Source organism: Thermodesulfobacteriota bacterium (assembly GCA_035559815.1).
In the GTDB taxonomy this organism is placed as follows: Bacteria; Desulfobacterota_D; UBA1144; order Nemesobacterales; family CSP1-2; genus DATMAT01.
Genome location: DATMAT010000078.1, coordinates 1 through 26,227 on the forward strand (window position 1 = coordinate 1; position 26,227 = coordinate 26,227).

The following is a 26,227-nucleotide window of genomic DNA, read 5'->3' on the forward strand; positions in this document are numbered from 1 at the left end:
CCTGCCTCGGCGGCTGCCAGGAATATGTAGAGCTTTGCCCAGAATCCTACCACAAATGGAATGCCCCCCAGGGAAAGAAGGAATAAGAGCATAGCCAGGGACAAGAAAGGTGCACGACTGTGAAGACTTCTGTAGGAGTCGAGCTCATCGCTCCCGGTAGCCCGGTGCACCGCCTCGGCCACCAGGAATGCACCCATGTTGGAAAAAAGATATGCCACGAAATAAAAGACGCTCATCTCCAGGCCGAACTTCGAGCCGCTGGCCAGTCCGAGAAGCATGTAACCGATATGGGCAATTCCGGAGTAGGCAAGGAGCCTTTTAATATTGCGCTGGGGCAGGGCCAGAAGGTTTCCTACTATCATGGTTAGAGCGGCGAGCCAAATTGCGTATAGTGTCCAGGCAGGAGCCAGAGGCTCTAGCGCCTCGAAGAAGAATCGGAAAAGTATTCCAAACCCGGCTATCTTCGGCGCTACTGAAAGAAAGGCTACGAAAGGGGTGGGAGCGCCCTCATAGGTATCCGGAACCCAGAATTGAAAGGGAAAAGCGGCAATCTTAAACCCGAACCCGGTAAGGAGCAGGATAAGCGCCAATGTACCCAGTGGGTCGTTTAATCCATTCAAAACATGTTCAGGGGACCAGCTCGTCGTCCCGGTTGCGGCGAAGAAAATCCCTATCCCTAAGAGCAGCAATGCAGATGAAACGGTCCCGAAGAGAAAGATTTTCATGGCCCCTTCCACGCTTCTTGAATTTTTTTTGTCGTACCCGGAGAGCACGTAAAGAGGAACGCTCATAAGCTCAAACCCGACAAATAGGAGGAGAAGCTCTCTTGACGAAACGGTTATCATCATGCCCAGGAGAGAAAAGAGAAGTAGAAGGTAATATTCCCCCTCTCTTCCCGCAAGCAGTTTCTCTGTATGGCTTAACGAACCCAACACGGCAAGGCCGGTGGCTATTATGAAAAGCTGTTTTAGAGTAACCGCAAACGAATCACTGATAAATGTCCCGGAGAAAGCGGTTCCGTAAATTGAATCACTGCCACTTATTCCCAGAATAAATATCAATAGAAGAAGGGTTAAGACTCCGAGAACCCGTTTTCTGTCCTGATTCAGAAAAAGGTCTAAGAGGAAAATTCCCAGTATTCCTATGGTGAGCGCTATTTCCAGAGAAAGCGGTTTAAACATGTCCGTTTTACAGTTGCTCTCTTACTTCAGTATCTCCTTCAAGAAATCCATAACCGAAATATCGACCAGGTCTAGAAGCAATTTCGGATAGAGTCCGGTCACGATTAAAACCGCAGATAAAAAAAGGGGAGCGACCCACTCCACACCGATTGCATCCCTCAAGTCCTTCGAATCTACTTTGCGAGAAGAAATATTTTCCGGACCGAAAAAAATCCATTTAAGAACCCGGAGAACATACACCGCTGTGACAAAGGCTCCGAAAACTGCCGGGATGAGCCACCAGGAATAAGACGATTTCCAGGCCCCGAGAAAGACCAGCAGCTCGGCCACAAAGCCGCTTAAACCGGGAAGCCCGAGTGATGTAAGCCCGCCTATGGCAAAGCATGTGGCGATCCCGGGCATACGCCTGGCGAATCCACCCATCTCCAGTATTTCCCGGCTGTGAGCCTTCTCGTATATAAGCCCTACCAGGGCGAAGAGAAGACCGGTCATGATACCGTGGGAGAACATCTGAAAGACCGCGCCGTTCATGCCCATCTCATTTAACGTGGCCGCTCCAAGCATCACTATCCCCATGTGAGAGACCGATGAATAGGCAACCACGTACTTCAAATCCCTCTGCCACATCGCCCCAAAGGCCCCATATACGATATTTATCACGGCAATCGTTCCGATTAGCGGAGCGAACGTTTGTGCCGCTTCCGGAAGAAGTCCCATACCCATCCGTATTATCCCGTAGGCGCCTAGCTTCATCAGAACCCCGGCGTGCATCATGGAGGTAGCGGTAGGCGCCGCCGCATGGCCGTCCGGAGACCAGGTATGTATGGGCCATATACCGGCAAGGCTTCCGAACCCGACGTACAATAGTAGAAAAAGCCAATTCTGGAGCGATGGGTCGAGACTAACCCCTGCCAGAGCTATGTAATTGAATGTTTTAAGTCCGGAAAAGCTGTATAGCCCGAGGAATGCAACCAGGATAAACGCCGAGCCGAAAAGGAGATATAGGGTCAGCTTCATGGCTCCATATTCCTTGCTCCCCAGGCCCATTTCCTTGATGGCGATGGCAAATGGACCCTTCGGCACTACGCTGGTGGAAGAGCCCCATATACCGATAAGGAGGTACATGGGAAGAACGGCAAGCTCGTAGAATAGAAAGAAGAGAAAGAGGTCAAGACAGGCAAAAACACCGAAAACCCCGGTAACCAGGAGGAGAAGGAGAATGTAGTATTCCTTACCCCTGAAAGGTGTCGTCCAGGAAGCAAACACACCGGCAATCAAGATGAAGGCAGTGAGAAGAATCAGTATGATACTCATCCCGTCTGCTCCAAAGTAATAAGAAATCCCCAGAGTCGGCACGATCGGAAAGAATTCAACAAACTGAAAACCCGCGGAGACGCGGTCGTAATATAGAACTAGGTATAAGCTTCCCAGAAAGGATACGAGTGAGAAAAATAGGGCGGTAAGCCTGACTCCGAGATTAAACTCTTTAGGCAGCAAAAGGAGAATAACAGCCCCAATAAACGGAGAAAGAATAATCAGGGAGAGAATTGGAAAGGTCTCACCTATCACGTCTGATATTATCCTCCTTGGAGCCCGTCAAGAGATCATACTTCACGGCGTTTTCTATTTTCTTGGTTGCGCTCCCACCGGTCGGAGATACTCCAAACGCAAGCCAAATGAGAAGAATAAGCGCAGCGATTATACCGTAGAGATAATCCTGAATACGGCCGGTTTGAATCTCCCTTAACCCGCGGGAGGACTGTCTTATAGACCAGGAGACGGCGTTTACTAGGCCGTCTACGATGTATCTATCAAACCAGCCGCAGAGAACGGAAAGGCCGTCCAAGACCCTCCGGTATAGCCATTCGTATATATCATCCAGCCAGAGCTTTTTCTCGAGCGCCAATGTGATAGGAGAAAAGGTTTCGGCTACCCGTGAGGGGTTGAAGAACTTTTTCTGATAAAAGAGCCAGGCCATTCCTATCCCCAGGACGGAGATAGCTAGGGGCAAATATGCTAATAAAGAGTGAAAGGATTCCGAGCCATGTTCCAGGAATTCAAAAAAGGTTTCTTTCGGAAATCCGCCCGCCAGGGCGAGCAGCCCTAGAACCCACATGGGGAGGGTCATGACCCATGGAGATTCATGCGCGTGCCCCTTCGGCTCTTTGTCTCCCACGAACACGACGAAGAAGGCACGGAACATATAAAAAGCGGTGAGAAATGCGGTGAGAAGAAGTATTAAGAAGTGAACGGTAAATCCTTTGCCATGCATCCAGACGAGAATCTCGTCTTTTGAAAAATAACCGGAAAAGGGAAAAATCCCGGAGAGGGCCAGGGCCCCTATGAGAAAGAGCATGGTGGTCTGGGGCATCCTCTTTGCCAGTCTTCCCATCTCCCAGATGCTGTTCGTATGAAGGGTATGGATTATGCTTCCTGCAGCCAGAAAGAGAAGGGCCTTAAAAAAGGCATGTGTAAAAAGGTGAAATAGGCTCAAGGCCTTTCCACCGGCGCCGGCGACGGCCATCATGTAGCCGATCTGAGAAACCGTAGAGTAGGCTAAAATACGCTTGATATCCCATTGAATAAGGGCCAGAGCCGCTCCTATCAGAGCGGTAATAGAACCTATCCACAGTATGAAAGAAAGCATCTCCGGGGATAACTGAAAAAGAGGAAAAAGGCGAATCACCAAATAGACGCCGGCTACCACCATCGTGGCTGCATGAATCAGGGCAGAAACCGGGGTCGGCCCCTCCATCGCGTCGGGAAGCCATACGTGAAGCGGGAACTGGGCGCTCTTTCCCATGGCCCCGAAGAATATGAGGAGCAAACATAGGAATAGATATGCGCTGGAGAGTTCCTGCGCTCTCACAAACAGCTCGGAGAGAAGAAAAGTACCCGTAGCACCCCATAGGATCACCATTCCTATGGCAAACCCAACGTCCCCAAACCGGGTTATCCAGAAGGCCTTAACTGCGGCGCGTGCCGCCTCCGGCCTCTGATACCAGAACCCGATGAGCAGATATGAGCAAAGACCGACCAGTTCCCAAAATATGTATATCTGAAGGAGATTGGAGGAAGCCACGAAGCCGAGCATGGAGAAGGCAAAGAGGGAATGGAACGTATAATAACGCCCGAAGCCTGAAGGCGTCTCTTCATTCATGTAGCCCAGGGAGTAAACCTGAACGATTAAGGCCACTAGAGCCACCACAAAAAGCATCACCACCGCCAACGGGTCGAGAGAGAAACCAAAATGGATTGGGGAGAATGTCTTTAAAGGAATCCATTCGAATAGCAGGGGCTCAAAATTGTGAACCCCTACACCCAGGGTTCTAACCAGAAGGAAAATCGAGGCTAGGGTCGAAACCAGCATCGAAAAAATGCTCACACCGGCTGCCCCTTTTTTACTCTTCCTTAAGGGCGGGATCAATCCGTTCAGGGCAAAGGAGACAAAGGGCGGAATGAGTATTAAGAGAAGAAGAATCGAGGTCATTTAGTTTTTCCCAGTTTCAAGTTGATTATTACTGCACCTCGTTGTAGGTTTAACACCAACGCCGCGAACACTACCCTCCCCTTGTCATTGCGAGTGATAGCGAAGCAATCTCGCATTTTTCAAAGGATTGCTTCGGTCGTTTCTCTCCCTCGCAATGACAGCGGAAATCCTGTGGCAAACCGAAGTGAATTCTCAAGCCAAACAACCCAGCCTTACATAAACTCATCCTATCCCTTCATCAAACTAATCTCGTCTGCCTCGACTGTTTTTCTAACCCTCTCCAAAAGGAGAAACAGAGCGAGCCCTACGGCTACCTCGGCAACGGTAATGGCAATGGCAAAAAGAGCAATTATCTGTCCGGTAAGTACTCCATAAGCCCAGGCAATAGAAACCACTGCCAGGTTGGCCGCATTAAACATGAGCTCGATCCCCATGATTACCGCCACCAGGTGTCGACGGCTCAAGACTCCAAAAAGTCCGATGGAGAAAACCAAAAAAGCTACCCAGAGTACGAAATAAAAGCTCATGTCCCCTCCCCGTCTCTTCTCTCCCGACGAGCCAGAACCAGCGCCCCCACTATTGCCGCCAGAAGAAGAAGAGAAAGCACTTCAAAAGGCAGAACCCATTCTCGAAAAAGATGCTCGGAGAGTGATTCAGAAACGTTAAATTGAGAAGAAGGCTTTGACGCGGCTAAAGACCGTATCTTGGGAGAGGTCCAGGTGAAGTAAACCAGAATGAAAAAAAAGAGTGAGGAGGCCATGAGAGCGGGCACTAGGGCACGATGGGTCTCCTCATGCTTCTTTACCTCTACAGTCTCCGTCAGCAAGATTACAAAGACTATCAGGGTAATAACCCCGCCGGTGTATAGAAGTATCTGGATGCCGGCAAGAAGCTCCGCTCCAAAAGAGATGTAGTATAGCGCAGTAAGAAGAAGGGAAAGAGCCAGGAAAATAGCACTTCGAAGTAAGCGCCTGGAGAAAACTACAGCGATCGAAGAGGCTACTATACCCAGGCCCAAGACCGAGAATGTGATGGTTTCCCCATTCACTTGAGGATCCGCCTTGTCATTTTTCCTAAACCGCTAGTCCTTAATCATTGTTCGAGTACTGAAAACGTATTACTTTTTAGGTTCGTGCAGGTCCTGCAATTTAAGCCCGGTAGCCCATGCGGCCCGGTAGACATTTTCATTCATCATGAGCTTATCCTTGTCTAGAATAAAATCCTCTCTTCTGGTTACTGGTGTCTCCATTCCCTGAAGCATCACTATAGCATCGGTCGGACAGACCTGGACACACAACTCGCACTGAAGGCACCCTTGGAGGTCTAGGACGAAGCTCTTCGCCCAGCCTCTTCCATCGTGTTTTTCCATCTCTACGTCTATGACCCCGGAAGGACAGATCTTCTCGCAGAGCTTGCATCCGATGCAGTTTTCATCACCGGTCTCCTTATCGGTAGTGAGGGCAAAAGTGCCGCCGCGCCATCTATCCGGTATGGGTCGCTTGACCATCGGATATTGAACCGTCACCGGCTTACGAAATAGATTCCTTAACGTAAACCAGAACGCCAAAAGCGTGAATTTAGCTAGCCGAATTTTGCTGACCTTGTATGCCATTACTAACCCCTCTTTACATTTTCAAGCTCACCCACAGACCGGCGAGAAGTAGGTTGGCCAGGGTAAGAGGCGTCAGAACCTTCCAGTTAAGCATCATCAACTGGTCGATTCTCACCCTCAAAAAACTCCACCTGATCCAAAGAACGCAGAGAAACACGACAATCGTTTTGATGGCTACCCAAACACCTCCGGGGAAGAAGGGGCCGAGCGGGCCGCCAAAGAAAAGAATACTCACCAGTAGTGAGATAGCTAGGAGGTGGACGTATTCCGCCAGATAAAAGTAAGCGAATTTCATCCCGGAATACTCCACGCTGAACCCGGCAACTAACTCCGACTCCGCCTCGGATAGGTCGAAAGGAATACGATTTCCCTCGGCTAGAGCGGCCAGGAGAAACGTCAAAAAAGAGACCTGCCCTACCAACGGAAAAAGAATAAACCAGTAACCCTCTTGAGCTTGAATAATATTCAGAAAGCTTAAAGAGCCGGCAAGCACTGCCGGGACAAGGAGCGAGAGTAGAAGCGGAACCTCATAAGCAACTACCTGTGCCGCCGATCTCAGCGCCGATATAAGCGCATACTTATTGTTTGAAGCCCATCCGGCCATGAATATACCGATCACGATTAGGGAACCGGTTGCGCTAAAATATAGAAGCCCCAGGTCAATATTGACCAGCACCCAACTGGCGGTAAGAGGGAGAAATGCAAAACCTATAAGGCTTGCTATTACCACCCACACCGGCGCCAGATTAAACAGGAACCCGTCCGATTTGGACGGGGTAATATCCTCTTTGATGAATAGTTTTAGGGCATCCGCTATCGGTTGAAGCCAGCCATGAGGGCGCCCGACCAGGTACGGGCCTACACGGGACTGAAGCCTTCCGGCAAACTTCCTCTCCACCCAAGTGAGATATGTAACTACTCCCAGGATTGCTCCAAGCAACATTATTCCATGTGCGACGGTTTCGGCGGATATCATCTGTCCACGTCTCCAAACACCGGGTCTAAAGAGCCCAGTATGGCTACTGCATCGGCCACCAAGTGTCCGGGCAGGATATAGGGAATAAGGGCGATGTTCGAGAATGAAGGGGACCTTACCTTCACCCGGTAGGGCTTGGAACTCCCATCTGAGACGATGAAGATTCCAAGCTCTCCGCGCGGAGATTCCACTTGAGCATAGGCCTCTCCCTTAGGCGGCTTGAGCAATAAAGGGCTCTTTACCGGTTTTCGAGAATGGATCGGCCCCTCCGGAAGCCCTCCTATCGCCTGATCGATGATGGAGAGGGATTGGAACATCTCCTCTAACCTGACCTGGTAGCGGTCATAGGCATCTCCGTCCTTTCCCACCGGGATCTGAAAGTCAAAATCGGAATAATCTGAGTAGGGTTTGTTCTTCCTTATGTCATAGGCCACCCCGGAGCCACGGAGGACGGGGCCGGAGGCCCCTACTTCCTTCGCAAGCTCTAGTGGTACTACACCAACACCCTTGGTGCGCTCTAAAAAAACGGGATTATTTTCGAGCATATCTTTATACTCGCCTATTCTTTCCTTAAGGTAACTCACTGTTTGAGAAACATCGCGATCAAACCCTGAATAGACATCGTATCTCACGCCGCCAACCTGGTTCATATTGGTGTGAAAGCGCGTCCCGGTGAGGGATTCCATCAGGTCAAGAACCTTCTCCCTCTCCCGAAAGCAGTAGAGAAAGAGGGTGGACCCTCCTCCCAGAGCGCCACCTAGGTCGAGTCCAAAGGTGCCGAGCCAAACCAGATGAGAAGCAACCCTTTGGAGCTCTGCTACCATCACCCGTAGGTAGCTCGCCCGCTTCGGTACCTCGATACCGGCCAGCTTTTCCACGGCAAGGACAAATGCCAGGGAATTGGCGGTTGGAGAGAGATAATCATCGCGCTCATAAACCGGGGGCAACATATCATAGTCCAACGTCTCCGAAAGCTTCTCCACGCCGCGGTGAAGATATCCGATATGGGGAACGACTTTTACCACCGTCTCTCCTCTGAGATGAAGCTCCATCCTAAAAACACCATGCGTCGAAGGGTGCTGCGGGCCCATATTCACGGCCAGCTCCCCAAACTCGCGCTCTATTACCCTTTCTTCCATGCCTCATACTCCTCTCTGGACGGACGGTAAGGTAGTTTTGGCGTGTCCATAAGGTAGCTTTTTTTCAAAGGGTTGCCCTCCCAATCATCGGGAAGAAGGATACGGCGGAGGTCCGGATGTCCGGTAAATTCAACCCCAAAAAGGTCATATACTTCACGCTCATGCCACTCCGCGCCCCTATATATATGTGTGATAGATGGGACAATAGAATTGGATGGGTCAACACTCACCTTCCAGTTTTGCTCATCGTTATTCTCTAGTGAGCGAACGCTATACACCACATCAATCCTGTCCATATAATCAACGGCGGTGATGTATGCTAAAAAATCAAAACCTCTATTCTTCAGGTCGCTGGCATAAGCCTCCACCTCGCCGGGTAAGATATATGTTCCGGTCCTGGGCATATCTACCATTTTTAAGGTTTTCGATTTAGACGATTCTGGCTGCAAGCCGTTTGAAGCTATATTCAAATGCGGTCTTGTCTTTCCCTCGGCGATAATGCCTTGAAGCTTGATCAGGCCTTCCATGAAGGCTTCCGGAGTGGGAGGGCAGCCGGAAACGTAAACGTCCACCGGGATGACCCAGTCAACACCGGGGACGACGCTATAGATGTGGCGATAATGGTCCCCGGATATGGCACAGCTCCCAGCAGCTATTACCCACTTGGGGAAGGGCATCTGGTCATAAAGTTTTTTTATGCGCTCGGCCATCTTAACCGTAACGGTCCCGGCTATTATCATCAAATCCGATTGTCTCGGAGAAGCCCGGGTGATTGCTCCAAAACGGTCCAGGTCAAACCGGGAGGCAAAGGTGGCCATCATCTCGATAGCACAGCAGGCCAGACCAAAGCTCAAGGGCCATAGACTCGATTTCTCCGCCCATGAAAAGATTTTTTTTGTCGAGGTAAGAAGAATGTTTAAGCCGGGCAGGCTAATTAAATCGCCCAGTGCTTCCAGCCCTGACCGGGGTCTCTGTCCGTCTACTGGCGTTCCCATTTTAAATCTCCCTTCTTAAAAGCGTAGAGCCATCCCAGAAAAAGGATGGACAGAAAAATAAGCATCTCTATAAAGGCAAGGAGCCCCAATTTTGACAGTGAAAGCACCCAGGGAAAAAGGAAGGCTACCTCCACATCGAATAAGACAAATACAAGGGCAATCAAGTAGAAGGAAATGGAAAAGCGCGTCCAGGCGTCGCCTACCGGGTCTTCTCCACACTCGTAAGGCTGGACCTTGACCGGGTCTATGTTTGGGTCTCGAAACCTGATTAACTTGGCCAGTAAAAGTGTGCCTACCGCAAATGAAAGTACTATACAGAAAAAGAGGAGTAAATTTAAATATGAAATCACTTATGTCCTCCTTAACCAATGAAGTGATACTGGCTCGTTATAAACCCGGCAAACACCTCTTCAGGAACCTCAGTTTGCAAATCCATGTTAATAACTTATATCAACCAATCTTAGTCGAATTTTCCGATAAAGTAAATGTTAAGCAACATATATATTATGTCCTACTTTTCCTCACCATTCACTCTTAGGCTATGTTTCGATGTTTGTGACGGTTCTTGTATGTGCAAAAGCTTGAATAAATCGGTTGCAGAGATTCTCCCCTTTCCATCATTCCCGCGCAACCGGGAATCCAATTTTTAATTGTGGATCCCCGATTACAGATTTCGGGGATGACATGCAGAGAGTAGCCTCGGTTGATTCCCGGTTCAACCGGGGAACAGGGATGACATGTGGAGAAGTGCTCCAATCTAATCTATGATTAGGATTGTGCTTGCAAAGTGTAGGGAAAGACCCTGCAACAAAGCAATCCCATTTCTAAAAACCAATGTCATAAGGACATACAGGGCTTAGGTGAACGGATATGATTTGGACACATTTACATAACAAACACCTAAGAAGGCAACCTGATTCGAAATTATCCGTTTTATCTGTAAAAGCCCTATTTTACAGGGATGGATTGTTTGATTCCTGATTATTTTGGACAGCAGTGAGGTGGGATATTCTTGCAGGAGATCAAGTAGGGGGCTCAAAATTTTGAACCCCTACGTTAGATACAGTCTTGGAATGGCCTTCTAATTTTACTTCACTTCCCACACGTCGCCGGAATATAGCAGGCGGTTAATATCCGGCGATAACTTCTCCTTGGCCCTTTTTATCTGCGCCTGTATCGAGTCCTCAAAGGTCGGCTGCTGAACCCTCCTGAATATCCCCATAGGCACCGGATACTCCGGCCAGTAGAGTCTTGAAAGAGAAAGGGCCAGAGAGAGGTTCGTCTCATCGTAAACCGTTATGTCGTCGGGCGGATTTCCGGATTTAAACTCCACTATCTCGATCCTTCCATCTTTAAACTTCAAACCCCTATCATTGTTCTTACCGAACAGGAGCGGCTTGCCGTGTTCCAGGACGATGTTTCTGTCCTCCCTTACGTCTTTCTCCGTGAACTGGTCGAATACCCCGTCGTTATACACATAGCAGTTCTGGTATATATGTATGAAGGAGGTCCCCTTGTGCTTGTGCGCCTCCACTATCAGCTCCACCAGGTGTTTCACATAAGCCGCCGATGTCCTAGCCACAAATGTAGCCCCGGAAGCCAGCGCCAGAGCCAACGGCTCTGCCGGCTCCTCTATCGTCCCCATCGGAGCGGATTTGTTGACAGTTCCCCGGTCACTCGTCGGTGAGTACTGCCCCTTGGTCAGGCCGTACACCCGGTTGTCAAAAAGAAGGATGTTTATATCCACATTCCTCCTCATTACGTGTATCAGGTGGTTTCCGCCTATGGATATGGCATCCCCGTCTCCGGTCATCACCCAGACCGATAGCTCCGGATTGGCTACCTTCACCCCGGTCGCCACCGGGATGGGCCTGCCGTGTATGGTGTGAAACCCATAAGTGGTCATGTAATAAGGCAGACGTGCGGCGCAGCCTATTCCCGATATTACCGCGTGTTTCTCCCTCGCTATTCCGATCTCGGCCAGGGCCGTCTGGAAGGCTTTCAGTATGGCGTAGTCCTCACACCCGGGACACCATCTTACGTCCTGGTCCGATTTAAAATCGTTAGGCTTATATTTTATTTGCTCTCTTTCTTCTACTGTCGTGCTCATTTTCTTCTCTCTTACCTCTCTAAATTGAGTTCAATGAATCTTTAACCCTTTATACTCCTCCTTGATAAATTCTAAAAGCTCTCCCACACCGAAAGGCTTCCCGGTTACCCGGTTATATCCAATTGCATCAACCAGATACTTTGCCCGCAGCACCAACTGCAACTGCCCCAGGTTTAGCTCCGGCACCAGCACCTTCTTGAACCTCCGGAGCACCTCTCCAAGATTCCGGGGAAGAGGATTCAGGTATCTGAGATTCACCATTGCTACCTTCATTCCATCGCCGTTTGCCATCTCCACCGCCGCTTTTATATGTCCGTAAGTGCTCCCCCATCCCACTACCAGCATATCCGCATCTGCAGGCCCGACCACCTGCACGTCCGGTATGTCTTGGGCCACCCTATCTACCTTTTCCGACCTCATCTTGGTCATCAGGTCGTGGTTCTCCGGGTCGTATGAAACGTTCCCGTAAATATTGCTCTTCTCCAGCCCTCCTATCCTGTGCTCAAGTCCCGGCGTCCCTGCCTTCACCCACGGCCGGGCCAGGGTCTTCTCATCCCGAATATACGGAAAGAACCCTTCTGGGTCGGTCCGGAAATTTATCTCTATCGGCGGTATATCGTCTAGCTCCGGCAACTTCCAAGGCTCCGATGAATGCACCAAAAACTGCTCCGAAAGCACCAGCACCGGGGTCATATACTTCGTGGCTAGCCTTACCGCCTCGATGGAGATCCAGAAGCAATCGGAGGGCGACGACGGGGCCAGTATTATGATGTGAGAATCGGATGGCCTCCCGTATAGAGCAAACAACAAATCCCCCTGCTCCGTCTTGGTAGGCATGCCCGTGGATATTCCCGACCTCTGGTAATCAAACACCACTAAAGGCAACTCGGTCATTACCGCCAGATTTAGAGACTCTATCTTCAGGGCCAGCCCCGGGCCGCTCGTCCCGGTCACGCCCAGTGCACCGGCATAAGATGCTCCTATGGCCATGGTAATGGCCGCTATCTCGTCTTCCGTCTGTATGGCTATGGCCCCGTGATGCTTCAGTGCAGAAAGAATATGCAGGACCTCGCTGGCCGGGGTTATGGGGTATCCGGAATATATGAGAGGCAGGCCCGACTTGTGCGAGGCGACTACCAGTCCATAAGCGGTGGCCAAGGCCCCGTTTATATTCCTATATTTACCCGGCTCTAACCGGGCCGGGGGAATCTGATAATGAACCGGGAATATCTCCATGGTGTCGCATATGTTATAACCGGCTTTGAGCGCATTCAGGTTTGCCTCTAATATTTCCGGTTTCGATGAAAACCGCTTGTTTAAAAAATTAATAATCGGCTCAAGTGGCCTTGAGAACAACCAGGATATGATCCCCAACGCTAGAAAATTCTTACACCTGAGCTTGTCCCGGTGCCCTATGTCCGTCTCTTTGAGCGCTTCCAAGGTCAGTTTGGTGATGGGAATCTTATAAACCTGATACGAGGTTAGTGTATCGTCTTCGAGCGGGTTAGTGGAGAATCCGGCCTTTTTCAGGTTCTGCTCGGTGAACTCATCCTCATTCACTACTATCGCCCCTCCCGGCTTCAGTGAGGACAGGTTTACCTTGAGCGCCGCAGGATTGAAGGCCACCAGCACGTCTGGATTATCGCCCGGGGTGTACACATCGTATGCGGCGAATTGGATTTGATAGGAAGAAACTCCGTAAGTCGTCCCCTGTGGCGCCCTTATCTCCGCCGGAAAGTCAGGCAATGTGGCAAAATCATTACCGACGACGGCGGTGACGTTTCCAAACTGGTCTCCCATGATCTGCACCCCGTCCCCGGAATCACCGGCGAACTTCACCGTTACTTTTTCTAATTTTTCTACCTTTTCCATGTGTTATATCCCTACCCGATAGCCTAAGATTATAGCCTTTTTATTATTAACAAGCCACAGGCTTACCATATTATTATAATGGAATTATCGCACGTTGAATTAACCCTTGTCAAGAAAAGGAATTTAACCCATGCCCAAGGTCGAAATAAGCGCCTCACGGCCTTTATCACAACGCTCGCCCTTCTACCCCGAGAAATAATTAATGTGAATCCAACAATTACTTGGGGCGAATCTTAGCCGGCAGTGAGCTAGTCGAACTGTATTCGCACGGTTTTTAACCGGTGAACACAAGGTTCACCCACACAATAAACACCCCTTCTCCTTCAGTGTCATTCCGAACCTTGTCCCGAATGAATATGAGGGAGCACGTGAGGAATCTTAAAGCTATTTCATTAATAATTCCAAGTTAAATCCAGTAAAAGTAGAAAACCCTCTTACTTCCTGAAAGGGATTGAAAGTAGCCTGTTAAAAAGTTTACGGGTTGGCTGGTTGAAAATACAGCTTTCCAGGAATAAAATCGACACCGTAGATTCCAGGCTCCATAACCAGCCTTTCAAAATCATTTCTTCCCATCGATATCGGTAAATTCACTTCTTAGTTTTCTTATTTAACACCCAAACACGCTAACTTACACAGTCTCTTACATGAGATCTAAGGGTTTCAAGAAACTCTGTTCTTTCGACAAGAAACACATGAAAAGAATTGATCGGATAGAGCTTTTCGAACCCTGAAAACCAAAGCCATATTTCTGTAATTTTAGAGACCCTATCCTAACTATATGGAATTGAAAAGAAATCTGTTAAAAGGTTTACGGGCTGGTGGGTTTGCCGGTTGAAAATAAAGCCGCCCCTGGAATCAAATCTATTCCGCAGATCCCCGGTTTAATAATCAATCTCTCAAACCTATCTTCTTCCCTCAAGATCGGTAAACCCAATTCATACATACCATACCCCAACATAAACTAGTAAACACGCAAACAGGCTGGCCAGTGTAGCCGCCTGCGGGGCGAACTAGCGGAAATAACCTTTTGAGGCGGTAACCGGCCTTATACAAAGGCGAACACACCCTTATTTTTCCGGGTGTCGAAACCCACAGTGCAATAGGGAACTAATTAGAAAATCTCAAAAAGGAATCTAGGAATAAGCTTACATGTCAGGCGAAGTTGTTAAGTTACCTTCCCGCCTAGAGTAGAGCTTACCAACTGCGGTGGCCACCTCCACGGCTGCCCCCGCTGCTTCCACCCCTTCTCCCTCCGCCGCCGCCGGGCCTTCTTCCCCTACCTCCAGCCCCCCCGCCTTCCCGACGATCGGTTCTAGGACGGGCTTCATTGACGTTTAATGTTCGTCCCTTCAACTCTTTCCCGTTCAACCCGTTGATTGCCGCTTGAGCACTCTCTTTGTCCGGCATCTCCACGAATCCGAATCCCCTGGATTCGCCGCTGAACTTATCCTTGATGATGTTTACTGATGTAATCTGTCCGAAACCCCCGAAAAGCTGTCGCAGATCATCCTCAGTAACGTCACGCGACAAATTACCCACGTATATATTCATTTATGTTGACCTCCTGTTTTGTTCACCGTGAGGTGAACATCTATAACTCCGCCTAACTCTACTTATATCAGGAAAGGAAGGTATTTTCTTTCCGTCCCATGCAGTATAACACGAAGAATAAAGAATATATATGGGCTAAAGCAATTTCCCTTGACATATTCCATTTAAGACTAAGATAAGGCAAGTAACGGTTAGGTTATGAACATAGAAAAGGGGCTAAGCCCCCTCTTTATCTCATCCCCTACTCTGATGATACACCGCCACCCTCCCTTTTCCCATAAATCATCCTTTATACCAAGTTTCGACAGGCACCCGCACCGCGACAACCTCTGCCCTCACCCGCTCATCTCCCCTAGAGAATAAAGAACAAAGAACGATGGTCTTTTTTCCTTTGACCTCTTTAATCCGCGAGCGCAGGGTAACTTCCTCTGCTATGGGAGTCGGACGGAGGTAATCTATCTTGAGAGATGCGGTAACGTACCAGATGAATGGGTCAGTGTTGATCTCTCTCTTCTCTCTACTGTAGGCATCGGCAATTGCTGTGCAGATAGAGTGGCAATCTATTACGGTGGCGATTATCCCGCCGTTAAGGAAGTCCTCCGGCCCGGCCATGTGATATGCTCTGGGCTTCCAGGTGCATACATATTCATCGCCGGAGGAATAGCTCTTTAAATGAAGTCCGTGCTCGTTACTACTCCCGCAGCCCCAGCATTTATTTCGATCCATATAATCCTGGATGGCAATTCGATTCATATGTGCGCTCTTTTTAGATTATTTGTTACGGGAATTGCAGAGAGTATACACCAGGAAGGAATCCCCGCAAATGAACCACCCTGCAGCAAGCTGCAGGGTATCCGAAAATTTCCCCTCCCTTGATGGGAGGGGATGAAGGGGAGGGTGAATCAACAACAGGCTTAATCCTCCCCCATCGAGGAGGAGGATGGATAAGGTAACCCTGTGGCAAGCCACAGGGAACTCTCAAGTTAAAACGATGTCATACATATCATCATAATGTGATAGAATGTTTAAGTTAAAATAAGAACGAGGAATTAACATGATCCCGGCAGAAGAAACCTTTGACCGCACTTTTACTTTTGAGCCCCGTTTTTCCCAGGAAGATCCACCGGAGACGCTGGTAGCCCTGGTTCAGCAGTTCAATCAGATGACCAAGTGAAGCGTGTTATACCCGGGAATATAAGACCCGAATCAAGCGCCCTCCCCAGGATCCGTAAAGCTGTTTTTATTTGCGGTTACCCTAAATACTTATCATAAACTTCCTTAGCCCAGAAAATTTGCGTACCCGATGAGAGAAGCGCCGTCATCATGATTGCTTCTCCAATTTCCTCTTTGCTTATTCCCAAAGCTATCGCTTTTTTTATCCGCGACTCGGTGCAGTGCGGGCATCTGCCATGCACCGATACGGAAATAGCGATAAGCGCCTTTGTTTTTTTATCCAGCACCGTGTCACCCTCTACCGCATTATAAAATTCCCACCAGCCATCGGCCATCTGTGGTGCGCGTTTTTCAAACCATCTCTTATCATCAGCCATTTTTCATTCCTCCTTGGCAGGTTATTTTTGTCTCTAAAGGGTAACACATCGATAAACCCTGTTGAACAGAAATTCTGGGTTAAATGATTGCTGTCCAAAATAATTAGAAACCAACTGTTCACACTCGTAAAACAAGTACTTTGGATAGATAAAAACATCTTTTTTTTCAAAATTCGGGTTCCCGTCCTGACAACCTTTAATCCTCTCCGGCAAGGGGGGAAGGAAAATTTTTGGCGTAAATTCCTTTGCCCTTGATGGGGGTTAGGATGAGGGTAAATGAAAATGAGCAACCCCTTGTCTTTCCCCCTGCTTAGACATGCTCGGATAAGCCGATAGCCCCGTTCGTCCTGAGCTGGTCCCCCGGTTTAACCGGGGGAAGGACGAACACCTCAAGGAACACCATCCTTCGATGTCGCTCAGGATGGTCGGATTCGCATCCGCTGTTAAAGTGTTAGAAAAAACCGTTCATTCTGAGCTTAGGTACCCCGGTTTTAAATCCTCTCCCCATGTCATCCCTGAATGTTACCCGCCAAAAGAGAGCGGGCACGAGCTTTATCGGGTGATCCACCCTGGTTGTCATCCCCGAATGTTCCCCAATAAAAACACTTGGGGACAGGATTAATCGGGGATCCATACTTAAAACAATGGATTCCCGCTTGCGCGGGAATGACAAATCGGCAGATTCCCACTTAAGCGCGTACCCGAAGATATTAATCGGGTAATACTTGGGAACGATAACATGAAAATAGGAGAAAATCTCTGGGACCGAATAAGATTCCTCATATAGTTTACCCTGAGGAGCCGAAGGGTTCGGAATGATATGTCATAATGGATTGCAGGTCAGACTCCACTTTGCGTCCAATTGAAGTACACAGGATTAATCATTGTCGTCATGACACATATATTAGGAATTCTCTAGTCAATTTTAAGGATACACAAGTCGGTTGACATCATTCCAGCACTGTGATAGCTTGCCTGAAACAAATAGAATTGGAGGTTCCCATGAAGTACCTGCATACTATGATTCGGGTGGGCGACCTGGAAAAATCCATACGATTCTATACCGAGGTTCTGGGACTCAAGCTTCATAGAAAGCAAGATTATCCAGGAGGAAAGTTCACTCTGGCTTTCTTGGGCTACGGCGGGGATACCGAGCCATTCTTAGAACTGACCTACAACTGGGATACAGATAAGTACGACCTGGGAAACGGTTACGGTCATATGGCGTTTGGGGTGACGGACATTTATGAAACCTGTAAAAAGATTGAAGCGCTCGGCGGAAAAATCGTCAGGGCGCCGGGTCCGATGAAGCATGGACAGACCGTTATTGCCTTCGTGGAAGACCCGGACTCCTACAGAATTGAGTTAATAGAGCGGAAAGATGATTCCGGAGAATATTGACCTGCTGCTCACAAACTTTTTCCCGAATAATTGAGCAGAACCCGGTTTGAACAGACGAGAATGACTTATCTAGCAATCAAGGCAACTAATAAAGTATTAAGTTATCAAGGATAAGATAATTTCATCGCCCCACCCTTATAACCTTATATTTCCGTTTGATGCATGTGGTTCCTTGGGACCCTCCCTCCCAATAACCAACTCAGATCCCACTGCGCATCAAATACTACACCCCCCCTCAAGGGGGGAGGATGGATTTTGTCCCAGGGTACTCAAACTAAAGATAAATGATGTTCGTTGCCAACCTTTTCCGAGTGGTTAATAGCAACCTAGGCCCGGGAGGCCAAAGTTTACTGTTCCACTATTTGCCCTTTTAAGCTCCCTACCAAATTGAGCAGCTCTCCCTTTTCCTTATCCGGCACCTTGAATTTATCGAGAGTTTCAGTGAGAAGCTTTACGGACAGATCCCAGTCGCTCTCGGTTATACCAAGCCCGGTATGCGAGGTTTTCATATCGCGCCCGGTGTATAGACAGGGTCCGCCGGTAGCAGAGCAGACAAAATCTACGGTGAGCTGCATGGCTTTCCTCTTAGAATCGGTGCTAAGTCCTATAAAATATTTTCCCAACTGCTCATTCGGCACCATTCTTCCAAAAAAATCTTCCACGACCAGGGCAATAGCGTCGTAGCCGCCTAGTCTTTTGTAAAGGGATTCTTCTTGCTTATCCTCGGCGACTGTCGGCGAGAAACCCCAACTGCTAACCAAGGCTAAAACCAGGAAAAAAGACAATACTCTACCTTGCCGTTTCATCTTACTCCTCCTTTTGTGGGTATTAAAAAATAATAAGCAATCTTCTAGGAATCAGCTTACACTGGACTAGGTGCATCCGTTTTTTATTATGTCAAAAATAGAGGAGGTTTGTCAATACTCCTATTGTGTATTGTGCGCCCTAAAAGGATATGGGCTGGGTAACTTCTAAAGCAGCGGGGGGAGAAATAAAAACCGGGAAGCAGGGTAGTGGCAAAGTAGAGAGATAAGCACTATTTCCTACCCGTGCTCCCCGAAGGTTTCAGTTAATTTGCCAATTATTTTGATGTTGTAATCGAATTAAGGCCTCCCGCTTGAGTGCCATACTTATCAGGTCAACCAGGCCAGCCAGCTCCTTTCTGTTCAGGCGAACGGAAATAGATCCAGTAGTTATATGGAACTGAGAACAGCACTGGCATCTATGAACCATTCCCAGCCTGTTATGTGTTAATAATTTCAGTTTATGCGTCATTGCCGTTCAACTCTCTCCCGTTTAAGTCGGATATGGCGCTACGTTCAAGGGCCTCGATAAGCATCTCGGCTAGGTCGAGTAAATCCCGGTGATCCAGCCTCAGGGTTATATTCCCCAAAGACAGGTGGTAATAACTACAGCAGGCACATTTACAGACGCTACCAATTGCCGACCTTGAAAGAACTAACCCCTCCTCCCTATCGGAGTGAATCCTGCTCATCGGATTCCCCCTTGAAAGCGAGGTTCGGTGTAGTTTCTATTGACCTTAAAGCCCTCAAGCAGTAATATACTAAATATATTAATATTGAAAATCAATTTCATTATACAACAATTTACCACACTGATTCCACCTGTCAATAGACTTTAATAAAAAGGCGCATATTTTAAGTGAATGCTCAACCTAAAGTACTTATTTGTTTAAATTCCTATGATTTATATAGTGGATATAGTGGGTTACACGGATTAAATTGGGTTTAAAATCACCGGGGGAAGTACCACTCAACGTTCCGCAGTTATAAAAGCTAAAAAATGAATCCCTTAAGTGGTGTTCTTTCCCAAAATCCGGTTATTGGCCATGGCTCGTGGATAGGTGTCATCCGGATTCCCTTCTATGGATTCGACCACCTTATTGAGCGTCTCGGCATAAGACTTTAGCTCGGCATAACTCAAACGCAGGGTGACATACCCGAAGGTGACATAATATCCCCCACAGCTACACTCCTGGATGTTACCATAGGGAAATGTAGATAATGTCTTTCTGATGCAGCTCTCACTCATAGCACACTCCTAACTTGGTTTATTCTTTCCCTATATTCTCTATTAAGAAGTTTTATCGAAAAAGAGCCTTAAAGAATAACTCAGATTCAAATCCGGTCTGCTAAAACTTACCTAAAGCTAATCAAAGGTTCAAATGATTGTTATCCTTGCATGAAACCAATGTATTAAGTAATCTGATTTGGCGGTTTATTAATTGAATAAATTTTGATCGAAGAAGCATGCGATTTCCGGAGTATTTTAAAGACAGCACAAAACCGATTATATCTTTTGAACTCTTTCCGCCAAAAACCGACCAGGGAATGAAGGCGTTGCTTCGGGTCATTCCGGAGCTTATTGACCTGGGCCCCGATTATATAACCGTAACGTATGGAGCCATGGGGTCTACACAGAAAATGACGCTTCAAATCGCATCGCTCATAAAAAACGGCTACAACATGGAAACAGCATGCCACCTGACCTGCGTGGGGGCTTCCCGCACGGGGCTGGATGAAATTCTTGAGCAGATTTTTACCGCCGGAATCCGAAATATAGTGGCTCTACGCGGTGACCCACCTATCGGTGAAAAAAACTATGTTCCACCTCCAGACGGTTACTCCCACGCATATCAGTTAGTAGAGCACATAAGACGCTTTGAAAAAAGGAAAGGTCAAGAGCCGTCAGGAATTGCTGTAGCCGGTTATCCCGAGAAGCACATCGAAGCGCCAAGCATGGAATCAGACATTGCCAACCTGAAACGCAAGGTAGAAGCCGGAGCCGACCTCATCATTACGCAGCTCTTCTTTGATAACTCCTATTTTTTTAACTATGTAGACAAAGTCAGGTCCGCCGGTATAAATCTACCGGTAGTCCCGGGGCTGATGCCTATTCAATCATCGAGACAGATCAAAAGGATTACCTCTATGTGCGGCTCCACCATACCTCCAGAACTTCAGGAAGAGCTGGACACCGCCCTTGATGACGATGAAAAGGCCAGTGATGTAGGGGTGAGACAATGCATAAGACAGGCTCGGGAGCTGCTCGCTAGGGGCGTTCCTGGACTCCACTTTTACGTACTCAACAAATCAAACCAAATGAAGCGGATCATGGAGGCGCTAAGGCGGTAGTATAGCCAGGAAAAGATTCTTCGACGAGAAATGTAGTGCAAATTAAGGCGAATAAAAATAAGCAGATGCAAGATTCATGATGCATGATCTTAAAAAAGAAAATTCATGAAATCTTTTACCTGCATCTTATATCAATGCCAATTTTACACGGAATACTCTTAAGTAACCCGTATCCTTTCGTTTCCGCCAATGGCAAAATTGTAAGACATGCCCGAAACCAAAACCCTTTTTAACACGGTTGCGAAAAACTACGACATGCTGAACACCCTATTCAGCATGGGGATAGATAGGCTGTGGAGAAAAAGACTGGTGCAGGAAATAGGAAACGCCGGCCTGGTGCTGGACATCGCTACCGGAACTGCGGAAGTGGCCGTTGAAGTTTTAAATCAACTAAAAAACAGCTACGCGGTCGGGGTAGACCCTAGTTTAGAGATGCTGGAGATCGGGAGGAAAAAGCTCCGCACACATGGGATAGACAAGAGAGCGATCCTCCTGCCGGGGACGGCGGAAAACCTGGCATTCAAGGATAACACCTTCGATGCCGTAACCATCGCCTTTGGGATTAGAAATACGGTTGACCCCAAGAAATCACTCATGGAGATGAACCGGATCCTTAAACCGGGGGCAAAAATCGCCATTCTAGAATTCGCTGTGCCCAGGAATAAAATCTTTAGCCCGGCATACATGTTCTATCTAAAGAATCTCATGCCCCTGGTCGGGGCGCTCTTTGGGACAAAAAAGGAATATAAATATCTGGGTGATTCCATCTCCATATTCCCGCAAAGAGAATCCTTCATCCAGCTAATGGAAGAGTGTGGATTCGATGTAAAGAAAACAATCGAGCTTACCATGGGAACAGTGATTATCTACGTTGGGATAAAGAAGGGCTAGGAAATAACCGCTGGCGCTAAGCGACGGTAGTTTCTATGCCCGATTTTTTCTCGCTAGAGAAAGTATTAATCGGATAACATGCGGAGATAGAATTAATCGAGCATCCTTCTTTTTAAAAACTGGATTCCCGCTTCCGCGGGAATGACACCCCAACCTGTCATCCCAGTCCTCCGGCTAAACCGGGGGATTGATTGGGAACTCTCTTTGATTGTCATCCCCGAGTGTTCCCGGCTAAAGCTTGTATCCGAAAGTATTAATCGGATAATATGCGGAAACAAGATTAATCGGGGATCCATCGCCTCCTGTCATTCCCGAAATCTTTAAATCGGGAATCCATCTTTTGAAAAACTGCATTCCCGTTCCCCGCATACGCAAGGACAAGCCTCACGGTAATGACCATTTCTTGTATGCCTCCTTCGCCAGCCCGCTCATGTCGTAATGATTGACTATCGGTTCATAATAGGGCAAGTCGTAGTTCAGCGGGTCGTGTATCATTTCCGGAGCCACCTTATTAAGCTCAGGGACATACTTTTTTATGTATTTGCATTCCGGGTCGAATTTCTGAGATTGTAAAATAGGGTTGAATATCCTGAGCGGTTTTGGGTCCGCTCCTACCGAGGCCGCCCACTGCCAGTTCCCTATGTCCACGTTTTCATCGTAGTCCACAAGATAGTGGAAAAAATGGTTATCGCCCCATCTCCAGTCTATCAATAAATCCTTGGTCAAGAATGAGGCCACTATCATCCTCACCCGGTTATGAATCCAACCCTCTTCCTTGAGCTGTCTCATTCCGGCATCGACTATGGGATACCCGGTCCTGCCCTCCTTCCAGGCTTCATACCATTTCTCGTTATTCATCCACTTAATACCTCTTCTCTTCTCCTGGAATTCCAGATCCCTGGTCTCCGGAAAGTGATGCATTATGTGGTACCAGAATTCTCTCCAGGCCAGTTCCGAGATAAAGGTGTTTGCGCCGTCGGCCAAGGATGAGGCGGTGCTATAGATTTTCCTTATAGATACAACGCCAAACCTTATATACGGTGAGAGTCTCGATGTTCCGTCGATGTAGGGGAAATTCCTGGTCTGGTCGTATCGGCGGAAATCAAACTCCCTAAGCCTTTTTTGTGGAAAGTCCATTTGCCAGTGTTTGTTAGTGGGAAATCGGTAATCCCGTTTTATTCTTTCTAACGAATCTATTTCCAGAACGGGTGAATTGATCTTTGTAATCTTGAGCAAATCACCCCTCTTATCAACCCCGGACCAGAGCTTGTAGAAGGGTGTAAACACCTTTCTCTCTGCTACCCTATCCGGCGGCACTAAGAACGTGTCCTCGTATTCCTTAAATTCCACCCCGTTCTTCAAGCACAACATTCTGACCACCTTATCCCTTTCCGCCCCGTCAAAACCGTAGGCCTTGTTGAGATAAAGAGCATCCGCTTTCTTTCTCTCGAATAAATCCGGGAATATTTTCTCTGGATCACCCTCGACAACCATCAGATAGGAACCAGCGGCCTTAAGCTCATTTTCCAGATTTTGGAGGGCTTCCATCAGGAAACCCAGTCTATGGTTGTCCGGGTTCAGTTTTTTTAGTATTTGTGGGTCCAGTATGAATAGGGGAATAACCTCTTTACTTTCCTTGACCGCATGATAGAGCCCGGTATTGTCCTCTACCCTTAGGTCCCTTTTAAACCAGAAAATCGTGCGCTTATTCATTGTCCATTACCGTATTAGTGCATTATTATCATTCTCAGTGGTACTGCTTGAGGGTACTTAATATATAGGGAAATTCAAAGAAAAACGGCTAGGGGGATTACCGCTGATGATAAAGACTATATGCAGGAAACAAGCCTTACCAAGTATACAACTCTTATGTCATCCCCGTCCCCCGGTTTAATCAGGGGATCAATCGGGGATCTACTCCTCTCTGTCATGCCCGAATGTTCCCCGCTAAAGCTTGTATCCGAAAGTATTAATCGGATAACATGCGGGGACAGGATTAATCGGGCATCCATCTTTTGAAAAACTGGATTCACGCTCCCGGATCATGGTCGAGGACAAGTTCTGCGGGAATGACAAGAGGGTAAACAACCGTATATTAGAACCGATCATTAAAAATCATTAAGACGGAATTCTAAGACTGCCAGAAGATAGAGAATCTTTAGCTTTATATATTGCTTTAAGACATACTACTTGACTTCCTATCCGATGTGCCGCTTTAAGAAGTCTAACGTAGTCTGGTTAAATTCCTCGGTCTTCTCGTACAGCCCGGCGTGAGAGCAATTCTTATAAACCAACAATTCAGAATTCTTTATGTTATTCTTCATCGCACCGGCAAAGCGCGTTGAGCATACCATATCAAACTCACCAAAGGTTATAAAAGTAGGCGCTTTTATCTTTCCTAGATGAGATTCACAGTCGTGAGCTATTACCGCATCAGACTGTCTCATAAATGCATCCAGGGGCTGCACTGGTCTTCCTCTTACAAAATCAGAAAGCGCCTTGATATAATCGGGTTTTGCGGCGTAAAGTTCTGGGGTAAAGCACCAGGGGAAAATGCCCTTAATAACCATTTCTGGAACACTCCCCAGAGCTTTTGCTATTAACTGCCAACCTTCTACAACGACTTTTAGATAAGGGTCGGTCTTTTGCCATGAACTGTGTAATGATAACGACTTAACCTTGTCCGGATACTTTGCCGCAAGCCACATACCCACCGCGGCACCCAACGAGACTCCCGCTACATGGGCTTTTTCTATTCCCAGTGCCTGCATTAATCCAGCAACATCATCAGCGAATAGCTCGGTAGAGTAGATACCTTCCGGCTTATCGCTTTCGCCACCTCCTCTTAAATCTATAGAGATACAGGTAACGTGCTTAGAATACTCCGGGATTTGAAAGGCGTAACAGGCATTGTCGGCGCTCAAAAAAGGTATAAGAATAAGAGGCTCCCCAGTTCCTTGCTTCTCATAATTCATATTTATACCATTTGCTTTAACTTTAGGCATTTTTTCCTCCTCGCTGGCTCATGTGAACCAGATGTATGTATAGGCCCTATTATATAACAAAATATAGTTTCTAATCAATTTCAAACCCGTCCAAAATAAAAGATTGCTTCACGGGGATCCGAGGTAATAAAAAGCCGTTCACCCTGAGCTTGGTCCCCGGTTAAACCGGCGGAAGGGCAAACACCTTACGTTTTAAATTCATCCTTCGATTAGACTCAGAGCCTGTCCGGAGTGGATCCCCGATCAAACCGGGGAAGGCATGAGCGGACGTACATCCGCTCAAGATATTGTTAATAAAATCGAGTTAGCGAGAACAATTACTTCTTAGAGTACTTCTCAAAAAAATTCCAAATCAATTCTTCCGCATAAATTTCGGTGCCAGCCTCACTAGAATGAGACTCCGTTAACTTCGTTCGCTTCATGAGACGAGGCCAGTTATGTCCGCCACCAATAATCCCGTAGAGCACTACCTCTGTGCTATCTCTGCAACCACTGTACGTCTTCCTCTTCACAGCTCTATTATTACTGGCTATATAGTCTTCCTCGGAAGATTTAGGGCAACCATTTATGTCACTCCACTTGCTCACTGTGGTCGGAATGGAAAGGATTCTCCACCCGGATATGCCTACACCCCTCACCTCTCCGCCTTGCCACGGTACAATAGAATCCTCAGTGCCGTGTACGTGCATCACCGAAACCGCCCTACCTGGATTGCAACTTGTAGATAGCTTCTCTGCCATGGTCCCGGCTACGGATGCAACAGCGGTTATTTTCTGAGATAGCTCACAGGCTAGACGTTGTACGAACATGCCCCCGTTGGAGTATCCGGTTGCATATACTCGACCGGAATCTATTCTGAACTCATTGCCGAGTTTATCAATGAGTGCGGAGACGAAACCCACATCATCGACCCCCGCCCTACCTGCCGGAGTCGCTCCGCTGCCGTCAGCCCAGCTCGCCTCGTAGCCGTCCGGATAGACGACCAGGAATCCCCTCCGGTCCGATAATTCGTTAAAGCCTGTTGCCACTTCCATCTCCCTGCCGCTTCCTCCGAGGCCATGAAAGACAAGCAGTAGAGGAACTGGTTTAGTCCGGTCATAAGAGGTGGGAACGTGGATGCGATAGGTTCGCTTGATTCCACCAAAATCAAGCGATGCATTATCGCTCACATTATATGCTTTATCCTTTCCAGCAATGTAGTAAGAGATGAAAAAAGCCAAGCCTAGAGATACAACTATGAGAAGGAACCTTCTTAGAGATTTGTGCTCAATCACCTATTCCTCCTCTGCTCAGGATTTT

At 47.8% G+C, this 26,227-nt stretch carries 24 protein-coding genes and 1 pseudogene; 3 read left to right on the forward strand and 22 right to left on the reverse strand.

Features of this window, described 5'->3' with window-relative positions; genetic code table 11:
- The 16 genes and pseudogenes from VNN20_17620 to VNN20_17695 all read right to left on the reverse strand — a co-directional run.
- On the reverse strand, positions 1 to 1,181 hold a 1,181-nt coding region (locus tag VNN20_17620), incomplete at its 3' end, for an NADH-quinone oxidoreductase subunit N (protein HWP94006.1).
- Positions 1,182 to 1,202: 21 nt separating this feature from the next.
- A complete protein-coding gene (locus VNN20_17625; protein HWP94007.1) occupies positions 1,203 to 2,750 on the reverse strand; it encodes an NADH-quinone oxidoreductase subunit M in 1,548 nt (515 codons plus the stop codon).
- On the reverse strand, positions 2,740 to 4,671 hold the full coding sequence (gene nuoL / locus VNN20_17630; protein ID HWP94008.1) for an NADH-quinone oxidoreductase subunit L: 1,932 nt from the start codon (positions 4,669 to 4,671) through the stop codon (positions 2,740 to 2,742). Before nuoL ends, VNN20_17625 begins: the two co-directional genes overlap by 11 nt.
- Positions 4,672 to 4,898: 227 nt before the next feature.
- Positions 4,899 to 5,198 (reverse strand): NADH-quinone oxidoreductase subunit NuoK, encoded by a 300-nt coding sequence (nuoK, locus tag VNN20_17635; GenBank protein HWP94009.1) that lies wholly within the window; start codon positions 5,196 to 5,198, stop codon positions 4,899 to 4,901.
- Positions 5,195 to 5,719: an NADH-quinone oxidoreductase subunit J gene (locus VNN20_17640; GenBank protein HWP94010.1), complete on the reverse strand. Its 525-nt coding sequence runs from the start codon at positions 5,717 to 5,719 to the stop codon at positions 5,195 to 5,197. The genes nuoK and VNN20_17640 overlap by 4 nt, the downstream gene beginning before the upstream one ends.
- A gap of 69 nt (positions 5,720 to 5,788) precedes the next feature.
- The gene (locus tag VNN20_17645) at positions 5,789 to 6,283 is read right to left on the reverse strand and encodes an NADH-quinone oxidoreductase subunit I (protein HWP94011.1); all 495 of its coding nucleotides are present in this window, start codon (positions 6,281 to 6,283) and stop codon (positions 5,789 to 5,791) included.
- Between the two features lie 13 nt (positions 6,284 to 6,296).
- On the reverse strand, positions 6,297 to 7,259 hold the full coding sequence (nuoH, locus tag VNN20_17650; protein HWP94012.1) for an NADH-quinone oxidoreductase subunit NuoH: 963 nt from the start codon (positions 7,257 to 7,259) through the stop codon (positions 6,297 to 6,299).
- Entirely contained in the window at positions 7,256 to 8,398 is a 1,143-nt protein-coding gene (locus VNN20_17655) for an NADH-quinone oxidoreductase subunit D (protein ID HWP94013.1), read from the reverse strand. The genes nuoH and VNN20_17655 overlap by 4 nt, the downstream gene beginning before the upstream one ends.
- Positions 8,383 to 8,811, reverse strand: a complete 429-nt coding sequence (locus tag VNN20_17660; protein ID HWP94014.1) for an NADH-quinone oxidoreductase subunit C — start codon at positions 8,809 to 8,811, stop codon at positions 8,383 to 8,385. Before VNN20_17660 ends, VNN20_17655 begins: the two co-directional genes overlap by 16 nt.
- A 69-nt stretch (positions 8,812 to 8,880) precedes the next feature.
- Positions 8,881 to 9,327, reverse strand: a pseudogene (locus VNN20_17665) (NADH-quinone oxidoreductase subunit B family protein).
- A gap of 50 nt (positions 9,328 to 9,377) precedes the next feature.
- Complete coding sequence (locus VNN20_17670) at positions 9,378 to 9,743, reverse strand: NADH-quinone oxidoreductase subunit A (protein ID HWP94015.1); 366 nt, start codon at positions 9,741 to 9,743, stop codon at positions 9,378 to 9,380.
- A gap of 737 nt (positions 9,744 to 10,480) precedes the next feature.
- The gene (locus VNN20_17675; protein HWP94016.1) at positions 10,481 to 11,503 is read right to left on the reverse strand and encodes a 2-oxoacid:ferredoxin oxidoreductase subunit beta; all 1,023 of its coding nucleotides are present in this window, start codon (positions 11,501 to 11,503) and stop codon (positions 10,481 to 10,483) included.
- A gap of 30 nt (positions 11,504 to 11,533) precedes the next feature.
- Entirely contained in the window at positions 11,534 to 13,375 is a 1,842-nt protein-coding gene (locus VNN20_17680) for a 2-oxoacid:acceptor oxidoreductase subunit alpha (protein ID HWP94017.1), read from the reverse strand.
- A 1,194-nt stretch (positions 13,376 to 14,569) separates the two neighbouring features.
- Positions 14,570 to 14,926: an RNA-binding protein gene (locus VNN20_17685; protein HWP94018.1), complete on the reverse strand. Its 357-nt coding sequence runs from the start codon at positions 14,924 to 14,926 to the stop codon at positions 14,570 to 14,572.
- A gap of 282 nt (positions 14,927 to 15,208) precedes the next feature.
- On the reverse strand, positions 15,209 to 15,679 hold the full coding sequence (locus tag VNN20_17690; GenBank protein HWP94019.1) for a PaaI family thioesterase: 471 nt from the start codon (positions 15,677 to 15,679) through the stop codon (positions 15,209 to 15,211).
- Positions 15,680 to 16,176: 497 nt separating this feature from the next.
- Positions 16,177 to 16,476 carry a carboxymuconolactone decarboxylase family protein gene (locus tag VNN20_17695; protein HWP94020.1) on the reverse strand — a complete coding sequence of 100 codons (300 nt, stop codon included), beginning with the start codon at positions 16,474 to 16,476 and terminating at the stop codon, positions 16,177 to 16,179.
- A gap of 1,002 nt (positions 16,477 to 17,478) precedes the next feature.
- On the opposite strand from VNN20_17695, the gene gloA reads away from it, so the two are divergent.
- Complete coding sequence (gene gloA, locus VNN20_17700) at positions 17,479 to 17,877, forward strand: lactoylglutathione lyase (GenBank protein ID HWP94021.1); 399 nt, start codon at positions 17,479 to 17,481, stop codon at positions 17,875 to 17,877.
- Positions 17,878 to 18,224: 347 nt separating this feature from the next.
- Here gloA and VNN20_17705 read toward each other — a convergent pair whose 3' ends face one another.
- The 3 genes from VNN20_17705 to VNN20_17715 all read right to left on the reverse strand — a co-directional run bounded on the left by VNN20_17705 (position 18,225) and on the right by VNN20_17715 (position 19,929).
- Positions 18,225 to 18,683: a group 1 truncated hemoglobin gene (locus VNN20_17705; GenBank protein ID HWP94022.1), complete on the reverse strand. Its 459-nt coding sequence runs from the start codon at positions 18,681 to 18,683 to the stop codon at positions 18,225 to 18,227.
- Positions 18,684 to 19,141: 458 nt separating this feature from the next.
- A complete protein-coding gene (locus VNN20_17710) occupies positions 19,142 to 19,372 on the reverse strand; it encodes a hypothetical protein (GenBank protein HWP94023.1) in 231 nt (76 codons plus the stop codon).
- 317 nt (positions 19,373 to 19,689) lie between these two features.
- Complete coding sequence (locus VNN20_17715) at positions 19,690 to 19,929, reverse strand: hypothetical protein (protein HWP94024.1); 240 nt, start codon at positions 19,927 to 19,929, stop codon at positions 19,690 to 19,692.
- A gap of 218 nt (positions 19,930 to 20,147) precedes the next feature.
- On the opposite strand from VNN20_17715, the gene metF reads away from it, so the two are divergent.
- Both metF and ubiE read left to right on the forward strand, forming a co-directional pair.
- Positions 20,148 to 21,032 carry a methylenetetrahydrofolate reductase [NAD(P)H] gene (gene metF / locus VNN20_17720; GenBank protein ID HWP94025.1) on the forward strand — a complete coding sequence of 295 codons (885 nt, stop codon included), beginning with the start codon at positions 20,148 to 20,150 and terminating at the stop codon, positions 21,030 to 21,032.
- A 207-nt stretch (positions 21,033 to 21,239) separates the two neighbouring features.
- A complete protein-coding gene (gene ubiE, locus VNN20_17725; GenBank protein HWP94026.1) occupies positions 21,240 to 21,923 on the forward strand; it encodes a bifunctional demethylmenaquinone methyltransferase/2-methoxy-6-polyprenyl-1,4-benzoquinol methylase UbiE in 684 nt (227 codons plus the stop codon).
- A 384-nt stretch (positions 21,924 to 22,307) separates the two neighbouring features.
- Here ubiE and VNN20_17730 read toward each other — a convergent pair whose 3' ends face one another.
- The 3 genes from VNN20_17730 to VNN20_17740 form a co-directional block, all read right to left on the reverse strand.
- A complete protein-coding gene (locus VNN20_17730; GenBank protein HWP94027.1) occupies positions 22,308 to 23,636 on the reverse strand; it encodes a deoxyribodipyrimidine photo-lyase in 1,329 nt (442 codons plus the stop codon).
- Positions 23,637 to 24,121: 485 nt separating this feature from the next.
- The gene (locus VNN20_17735) at positions 24,122 to 24,928 is read right to left on the reverse strand and encodes an alpha/beta hydrolase (GenBank protein ID HWP94028.1); all 807 of its coding nucleotides are present in this window, start codon (positions 24,926 to 24,928) and stop codon (positions 24,122 to 24,124) included.
- A gap of 317 nt (positions 24,929 to 25,245) precedes the next feature.
- A complete protein-coding gene (locus VNN20_17740; protein ID HWP94029.1) occupies positions 25,246 to 26,202 on the reverse strand; it encodes a PHB depolymerase family esterase in 957 nt (318 codons plus the stop codon).
- Positions 26,203 to 26,227 lie beyond the last annotated feature (25 nt).